The organism is Acidobacteriota bacterium (genome assembly GCA_003696075.1).
Taxonomy (GTDB): Bacteria; Acidobacteriota; Polarisedimenticolia; order J045; family J045; genus J045.
This window is the reverse complement of sequence record RFHH01000017.1, coordinates 1-4748: the sequence shown is the minus strand read 5'-3', so window position 1 is coordinate 4748 and position 4748 is coordinate 1. Positions and strand designations below refer to the sequence as shown.

Sequence of the window (4748 nt, the reverse complement as noted above, 5' to 3'; positions counted from 1 at the left end):
GCGGGGCGCAACCGGGCGGCGGGATTCTCCGTGCCGCGCCGCGTCGTACAATGGCGGCGGAGGGTTTCCGATGCGCCGCATCCGACTCGAGCGCCCGCTGACGGCGTTCGACCTCGAAGCCACCGGTACCGACATCGCCAACGACCGGATCGTGGAGATCGGCATCGTCCGTCTCGAGCCCGCGGGCGCGCGGAGGTCGTTCCGCACGCTGGTCGACCCCGGCATTCCGATCCCTCCGGCCGCCACCGCGGTCCACGGCATCCGCGACGAAGACGTCCGCGGAGCCCCGAAGCTCGCCGAGATCGCCGACACCATCCACGAGCTGTTCGACGGGGCCGACATCGCGGGCTTCAACAGCCTGCGGTTCGACCTGCCGCTGCTGCGGGTCGAGATGGAGCGGATCGGCCGGCCCCTCGACCTCCAGGGGCGGCGGCACGTCGACGCGATGCGCATCTTCCATATGAAGGAACCGCGCGACCTGGCTGCCGCCTACCGCTTTTACTGCGGCAAGGAGCTGGAAGGGGCCCACTCCGCCCTGGCCGACGCGGAGGCGACGCTCGAGGTGCTCCAGGCCCAGGTGGAGCGCTATCCCGACCTGCCGGACGACATCGGCGGGCTCGACCGCCTCTGCAACCCCGGCGGCGACCGGTTCGTCGAGGCTTCGGGACGCATCGCCTGGAACGAGGAGGGCGAGGCCGTCCTGGCCTTCGGCAAGCACCGGGGCACCACCCTGCGCCAACTCGTGCGCGAGCGCCCCGACTACCTCCGATGGATGCTCGACAAGGATTTCAGCCCCGGCGTCAAGCGGATCCTCAGGGACGCGCTGAGCGGCACGTTCCCCCAGCGGGGTCTCCGCTGACGGCCCGCCGGGCCGGCACGCGGCGGCCGTGATCACCGAGCGGCCTCCCCGAGCGCGCGCACGGCGGGAAGCCTTCGCCCGCAGCGACGCGCTCGACCGGATCGATCTCCCCGCCGACGACCGCCTGCGGCGGCCCGCCCGGAAGATCGAGCGGGCGCTGGCGGCGGAGGACCGCGCGGCGGTCGAGGAGGCGTGCCGGGAGTTCCTCCGGGCCGCCGCCGCCTTCTACGGCGTGCCGGCACCGGCCGTCAGGGTGCTCGCCGCGCGGCCGCGGCGGGTCTATCGGGACGGCGGAGCGACGGAGCTCTTCGGGGACTACGATCTCGAGACGGGGCTGATCCGGGTCTGGATGCGGACCGCGGTCCGCAAGCGGGTGACCTCGTTCGGCACCTTCCTCTCCACCCTCTGCCACGAGTTCTGCCACCACCTGGACCGGCACGGCCTGGGGTTTCCCGAGACCCCCCACACCCGCGGCTTCTACGCCCGCACCGCCCGGCTGTACCACCACGCCCGCGGGACCCCGTACCGGGAGCTGCACTGGATCGCCCTGCCGGGCGGGGCCTTCCGGGTCGACTGGGCGCGGCTGCGCGGGCGGGGGCGGTTTGACGGCCGGGAAGGCGGTCCCTAGAATCCCCCGGGTTCGTCGGGCCAGCGGCGGGCGGTCGCCGCCCGCGTCCCTTCACGGGCGCGGCCCGTCATGCGAGGAGAAACCCCGTGGGCGCCGAGACATACGCCGTCATCGAGGCGGGCGGCCGCCAGATCCGTGTGGCGCCGGGCGAGCGGGTCCGCGTCGACCGGCTCGGGACCCCGCCCGGGGAGACCGTGACCTTCGACCGCGTGCTCCTGCTGGGCTCGGGGGCCGACCTGCGGATCGGCACGCCGACGGTCGAGGGGGCGTGCGTCCGGGCCCGCGTGATCGACGAGCGGCGGGACCGGAAGGTGATCGTCTTCAAGAAGAAGCGCCGCAAGCAGTACCGCCGGACCCGCGGCCACAGGCAGTGGTACACCCTGGTCGAGATCGAAGCGATCGAGCCGGGTCACTGAGGAACGCGCCATGGCCCACAAGAAAGCGGGCGGGTCGTCCCGCAACGGTCGCGACAGCCGGGCCAAGCGGCTCGGAATCAAGAAGTACGCCGGCGAGACGGTGCTGGCGGGCAACATCATCGTCCGCCAGCGCGGAACCCGGTACAAGCCGGGAGCCGGCGTGGGCCGCGGCAAGGACGACACACTCTTCGCCCTGATCGACGGCGTGGTCGCCTTCCGCGACCGGGGCCGGATGGGCAAGTTTATCGAGGTCCGGCCCCAGGCCTGAGTCCCGCTGGCGCCGGCCGCTTCCTTCCCCGGCCGCCGCGGCTGGGGGAGAATGGCTCCATGTTCATCGACGAGGTCTCCCTCGAGGTCGCCGGCGGAGACGGCGGCCGCGGCTGCGTGGCTTTCCGCCGCGAGAAGTACGTCCCCCGCGGCGGGCCCTCGGGGGGCGACGGCGGCGACGGCGGATCGGTCTGGCTCGTCGCCGATCCGAAGGAGAACACGCTCCTCCGTTACCGCTACGAGCGCGTCTTCCGGGCGGGGCACGGCCGGCCCGGCGAGGGGAGCCTCCGCACCGGCCGCTCCGGAGACGATCTCGAACTGCCGGTACCGCTCGGCACGGTGGTCTTCGACGCCGACGGCGAGGTCCAGCTCGCCGACCTGACCTCTCCCGGCCAGCGGTTCCTCGCCGCCCGCGGGGGGCGCGGCGGCAAGGGGAACGCCCACTTCGCCACCTCGACGCGGCAGGCGCCGCGCTTCGCGCAGCCGGGGGAACCGGGCGAGCGGCGCACCCTCCGGCTCGTGCTGAAACTGCTCGCCGATGTCGGCCTCGTCGGCCTGCCCAACGCCGGCAAGAGCACGCTGATCTCGCGGATCTCCGCCGCCCGGCCCGAGATCGGAAGCTACCCGTTCACCACGCTCTCCCCGGTGCTCGGTGTCGTCGACGCCGGGGACCACCGCAGCTTCGTGGTCGCCGACCTGCCGGGGCTGATCGAGGGGGCCCACGCCGGGCGCGGTCTCGGCGACCGCTTCCTCCGCCACGTCGAGCGCTGCCGCGTGCTGGCCCTCCTCGTGGACCTCTCGTCGGCGGAGGGGCGCGACCCGGTCTCCGACCTCGAGACGGTGGAAAGGGAACTCGCCCTGTACGGGGGCGGCCTCGACCGCCGCGACCGGATCGTGGTCGGCACGAAGCTCGACGCCATCGACGACCCGGCGCGCCGCGAGCGGCTGGAGGCGGCGGCGCGCCGCCGCGGCGCGCCCTTCTTCGCGGTCTCGGCCGTCACCGGGGCCGGGCTCGACGACCTCGTCGCCGCGATGGCCGAACGCGCGCTCGCGGGCGCGGAGAGGTCCCGGCCGTGAAGATCGGCCTGTTCGGCGGAACCTTCGACCCCCCGCACAAGGGGCACACGGCGGTCGCCGCCGCCGCGCGGGACGCGCTCGGTCTCGACCGCGTGGAGGTGGTCCCGTGCGCCGGTCCTCCCCACCGCCCACCGGCCACCGCCGGCCCGTTCGACCGCTTCGCGATGGCCGTGCTGGCCTTCCTCGATTTCGACCGGCTCGTCGTCTCGCCACGCGAGATCGCCCGCGGCGGCATCTCCTACACCGTCGAGACGCTGCGCGAGCTGCAGAGCGAGTGGCCGGGAGCGGAACTGTTCCTGATCGTCGGGGGCGACAGCTACGACGAGTTGCCCACCTGGCGGGACGCGCAGGAGATCGAGCGCCTGGCCCATCTCGCCGTCGTCGGGCGCCCCGGGGCGGGCGGCCTCGACGCCGTTCGGCCCGCCGATCGCCCCCGGCTCCGCGAGCCCGGCGAGCCGGCTCCTCCCGGGTGCCGGGCCGTCTACCGCGTTCCGATGGCCCCGCAGCCGGTGTCGGCGAGCGCCATCCGCCGGACGCTGGCGCGGGGCGGCGATCCGGGTGCCGTTCTCGACCCGCGCGTCCGGCGTTACATCGAAAAGCGCGCGCTGTACCATGGCGCGTGACGGAAGCGCGGCTTTTCGGAGCGAGGAGGATTTTCGAGGGCGATGGCGGACCGGAAGCTAGCGCACCGCGAACCGATCCCTCCGGACACCCCCGCGCTGCGCGCCGCGCTGGCGCGCCTGCGCGAGTCGAAGATCGGTGGCCTGACCGTCCTCGACCTGCGGGGCCGCTGTTCGTACACCGATTTCTTCGTGATCGGGCACGGCGAGTCGGTACGCCAGGTCCAGGCGCTGGCGGACGACGTCGAGCGGGCCGTCCGCGAGGCCACCGGACGCGCGCCCGCGGTCGAAGGCTACGAGGCCGGCGAGTGGGTCCTGATCGACTGCGGCGACGTCATCGTCCACGTCTTCAGCGAGCGCGCGCGAAACTTCTACCGGATCGAGTCGCTGTGGTACGACGCGCCGGTGATCGATCCCGAGGCGGCGGCTCGGTGACGTGGCGGGCGCGATCCGCATCCTGACCGTCGGCCGCGACCGCGCCGGTCCGTTTCGCGAACTCGCCGATCGGTACCTCGAACGGATCTCCCCGCTGGCACCGTGCTCGCGGGAGACGGTCGCGCCCTCCCGGCGCCGGACTGCCGCCGAGCGCAGGCGCGACGAGGCGCGAAAACTGCGCGAGCGCCTGCCGCGCCGGGGGGTGACGGTGGCCCTCGATGCGGAGGGGGAGCCGCTGGACTCGGCGGCGTTCGCGGCACGCCTCGAGAGGTGGCGCGAGAGCGGGAAGGTCCTGTTCGTCGTGGGTGGGCCGGACGGCCTCGATCCGGCCTTCGCCGCCGCGTGCGACCACCGGCTGTCGCTCGGCCCGATGACGCTGCCCCACGAACTCGCCGCGGTGGTCCTCCTCGAGCAGAGCTACCGGGCGCTGGCGCGCAGCCGCGGGC

At 73.9% G+C, this 4748-nt stretch carries 8 protein-coding genes; all 8 read left to right on the top strand.

Annotated elements, in window-relative coordinates; translation table 11 throughout:
- Nucleotides 1-70: 70 nt before the first annotated feature.
- The gene (locus D6718_00855; GenBank protein ID RMG48904.1) at nucleotides 71-859 is read left to right on the top strand and encodes a 3'-5' exonuclease; all 789 of its coding nucleotides are present in this window, start codon (nucleotides 71-73) and stop codon (nucleotides 857-859) included.
- A 28-nt stretch (nucleotides 860-887) separates the two neighbouring features.
- On the top strand, nucleotides 888-1487 hold the full coding sequence (locus tag D6718_00850) for a hypothetical protein (protein ID RMG48903.1): 600 nt from the start codon (nucleotides 888-890) through the stop codon (nucleotides 1485-1487).
- An 86-nt stretch (nucleotides 1488-1573) separates the two neighbouring features.
- The gene (rplU, locus tag D6718_00845) at nucleotides 1574-1903 is read left to right on the top strand and encodes a 50S ribosomal protein L21 (protein RMG48902.1); all 330 of its coding nucleotides are present in this window, start codon (nucleotides 1574-1576) and stop codon (nucleotides 1901-1903) included.
- A gap of 10 nt (nucleotides 1904-1913) precedes the next feature.
- On the top strand, nucleotides 1914-2171 hold the full coding sequence (locus tag D6718_00840) for a 50S ribosomal protein L27 (protein ID RMG48901.1): 258 nt from the start codon (nucleotides 1914-1916) through the stop codon (nucleotides 2169-2171).
- Nucleotides 2172-2230: 59 nt separating this feature from the next.
- Nucleotides 2231-3247 carry a GTPase ObgE gene (obgE, locus tag D6718_00835; protein ID RMG48900.1) on the top strand — a complete coding sequence of 339 codons (1017 nt, stop codon included), beginning with the start codon at nucleotides 2231-2233 and terminating at the stop codon, nucleotides 3245-3247.
- On the top strand, nucleotides 3244-3870 hold the full coding sequence (nadD, locus tag D6718_00830; protein RMG48899.1) for a nicotinate (nicotinamide) nucleotide adenylyltransferase: 627 nt from the start codon (nucleotides 3244-3246) through the stop codon (nucleotides 3868-3870). The genes obgE and nadD overlap by 4 nt, the downstream gene beginning before the upstream one ends.
- A 42-nt stretch (nucleotides 3871-3912) precedes the next feature.
- A complete protein-coding gene (gene rsfS, locus D6718_00825; GenBank protein RMG48898.1) occupies nucleotides 3913-4302 on the top strand; it encodes a ribosome silencing factor in 390 nt (129 codons plus the stop codon).
- A 1-nt stretch (nucleotide 4303) separates the two neighbouring features.
- A partial coding sequence (locus tag D6718_00820) for a 23S rRNA (pseudouridine(1915)-N(3))-methyltransferase RlmH (GenBank protein ID RMG48897.1) occupies nucleotides 4304-4748 on the top strand: 445 nt, incomplete at its 3' end.

Coding starts and splice junctions, on each gene's coding strand:
- D6718_00855 (RMG48904.1), top strand. CDS start 71: ATGCGCCGCATCCGACTCGAGCGCCCGCTGACGGCGTTCGACCTCGAA.
- rsfS (RMG48898.1), top strand. CDS start 3,913: ATGGCGGACCGGAAGCTAGCGCACCGCGAACCGATCCCTCCGGACACC.
- D6718_00840 (RMG48901.1), top strand. CDS start 1,914: ATGGCCCACAAGAAAGCGGGCGGGTCGTCCCGCAACGGTCGCGACAGC.
- obgE (RMG48900.1), top strand. CDS start 2,231: ATGTTCATCGACGAGGTCTCCCTCGAGGTCGCCGGCGGAGACGGCGGC.